This window comes from Viscerimonas tarda (assembly GCF_054601255.1).
In genome coordinates this window covers 1-2,569 of record NZ_BAAHWV010000102.1, presented here as the reverse complement: position 1 = coordinate 2,569, position 2,569 = coordinate 1, and the positions used below count along the sequence as shown (strand labels likewise).

Here is a 2,569-nt window from a genome sequence, read left to right as displayed (position 1 = left end):
CGACAATTCTTTCACCCGTTTGGCGGACGGCGCCCTATTCTTAAACAGCGGGCAGTATTTGCTGGCTGCCGCCGGAGGCATCAAGCATTACGGCAACGCCTGGTTTCTGGAAGACATTTCCTCGGAACTGTTTTCTTCCGGTTTTGCCGGCTCAGGCTGGGCGATTGTCCGCAATCAAACGACCGGTAATGTATCGGCAACCTTTGACGAACTGACTGTCCGGAAGAAAATGCGGATATATGAACTGGAAGTGCAAAAACTCAGCGCAACCAACGGCTCGCTCTGGATTAGCGACAGTTGCTGCGGGGACAGCGTTGAAAAAATTGAGAATTGAAAGTTGAGAATTGAAAATGAAAGTTTTATGTCCATATATCATTACCCCAAATACAAAATACTGATAAGTCCCGACTCCAAAAAGACGCAGGGCTTGCAGGTTGGCGATGTGGTGCGGCGTCAGTATTTCGACTCACCCAAACTCGTTTATTCTTTAATGGTTGTCCTTGAAACAGGCGTGAACATTATCGGGGGAAACGAATCACACTATTTTATCGGAGCATTGCTCGAAGGCGACGAGCCGAAAACAGGCGAAATACTGGATTTTGTCCGCATTACCAATTTATTCAATAGAGATAGAAGCGGCGCCCTTTACCTGACAGCTTCCGATGCCGAATCCCCCTATATGGATGTAATTGACGGTATGGCAAGCGAAAATTCCCTGTGCTATCCCGTAATGGATAGCGGCGAGGCGGATATTTCCGGCAAGGACAAATACGCTGTTATGGGTAAGGAGTTTCTAACAGCAGACTATACACAGGACGGACAGGAAACAAGCAGGATTTTAAGGATTACGCGGAATGCCGTCCCGAAACCGGAAGCAATAAAAACCGGCTTGAAACAAACCCTCGAAAAACAGGTTCAAAACCCGCAAAGGCTGGTTATTTCCTACAAAGTCCGCGCTTCCAAATTAATGGAAAATGTTCCGGTAAGTTTCGGCTACACTTCCGATGAAGAAACGGACGGCGCGGATATAATCAATATAACAGAAAACTGGAAATACTTCCTGCATATCATAACGGTTGATTATCCTGCTCACTATCAAAGAAGTTTTTCAATAGACCTGACCGTCCATTTGCTTTCGGAAGGGGACTTTGTAGAAATCGCCGACTTAAACATTGTCCTGCAAGCGGATTTGGCAAACTTTGCCAATGCCTCCAAAGTGCGCATTGGGAAGGTAAAAGGCATTATCGACCCCGTGTTCGGCGTATTGGAGGGTTACGGGGCATACTTTCAAAACCTGTATGCCACACGAAACGTGAATATCGCCGGAACACTCACCGCCGGGGATGAGAACGGTTTTTCGTCCACGTTCTATGTCGGAAAAATCCATAAGAACGTCATTTTAAACAGCATTGATTGTGCATTTGAGGATGAGGCTGCCTGCATTACGGAGGATAAAACGCCGGTTGGAATAGGAAAAATCCTGCAAATCGGAAATTCGGCGCAATCAGTTGTGCAATCGGCACAGTGGCGCACTGCCCATACGGAACAAAAATACTGTTTTTCCGTATGGATAAAGTCTAACAGGGAAAGCTTACTTACTGTTTATCAAGACGAACATTGTATCGGAGCCATTGACATTAATTCCACCGATTGGAAGCGGTATTCTGTTTCGTTTTTTATCCGGCAATCGGAAAACGCCGCTATGGTTATCCGTTTGGAAACAACAGAAACCGGCGTAAGAATTTGTGCCCCGCAGTTGGAAGCGGGCGCAACACCCTCGCAATACCAGCCGACCGACGGAACGCTCTCGTATGTGGAGGATTACGGCGCATGGTTTTCACGCGGCGGCATTGGCGGGACAATTCAAAACCCGCTGTTGCGCCTCAATGAAGACGGCTCAATCAGCAGTCGCGACAATTCCTTTGTTATCAAGCCCGACGGAACGGGACATTTTGCCGGTGGACGGTTCCGCTGGACAAAAGACACAATTGCGCTTCAGGACGTAACTATCCGCTGGGAAGATTTTGATGATGAGGCGAAAGACAACCTGCTCCCCAAATCGGTCAGTTTAAGCGGAACAGACGTTTTTCATTATCCGGACGAATTGGAAAACACCGCAGAACCGACAGAAATTTATATCCATGCCGCAGAGCATAATTTTACGGCAACAACAAGAAAATGGCAATACCTCGCCTCCGGTTCCCTTTGGAAAAACATTGCCGGAGCAAATCAGGATTTTATAAAAATTCTGCCTTCCGCCCATTATTGGGAAAGCCGGAATGTGCTTTCCGTCAAATACATTGCCGTTTGTGAGGGAAAAGAATACACCGGTATTTTTACTGTTTTCAAACAATTTGACGGTCAGTCGGCATATTCTATACAGATAACGTCTTCGAGCGGATCGGTTTTTAAAAACGGGATTGTTTCCTCGCTTTTACAGGTAACAGTCCAAAAAGGCGGCATGGATGTCACGGATAAAATTCCGGAAGCCAATTTCAAATGGATACGAAAAAGTGACAATCCGGAAAGTGACGAGCTGTGGAACAGCGCCTCGCACACCGGAAAAACG

General features: G+C 46.8%; 1 protein-coding gene and 1 pseudogene. Both read left to right on the top strand.

Features of this window, described 5'->3' with window-relative positions:
• Positions 1 to 334: pseudogene (locus ACYPWY_RS15975) on the top strand (hypothetical protein); the annotation flags it as partial.
• Positions 335 to 361: 27 nt separating this feature from the next.
• Positions 362 to 2,569 (top strand): hypothetical protein (locus tag ACYPWY_RS15970; RefSeq protein ID WP_459686538.1); only part of this gene is annotated, 2,208 nt, incomplete at its 3' end.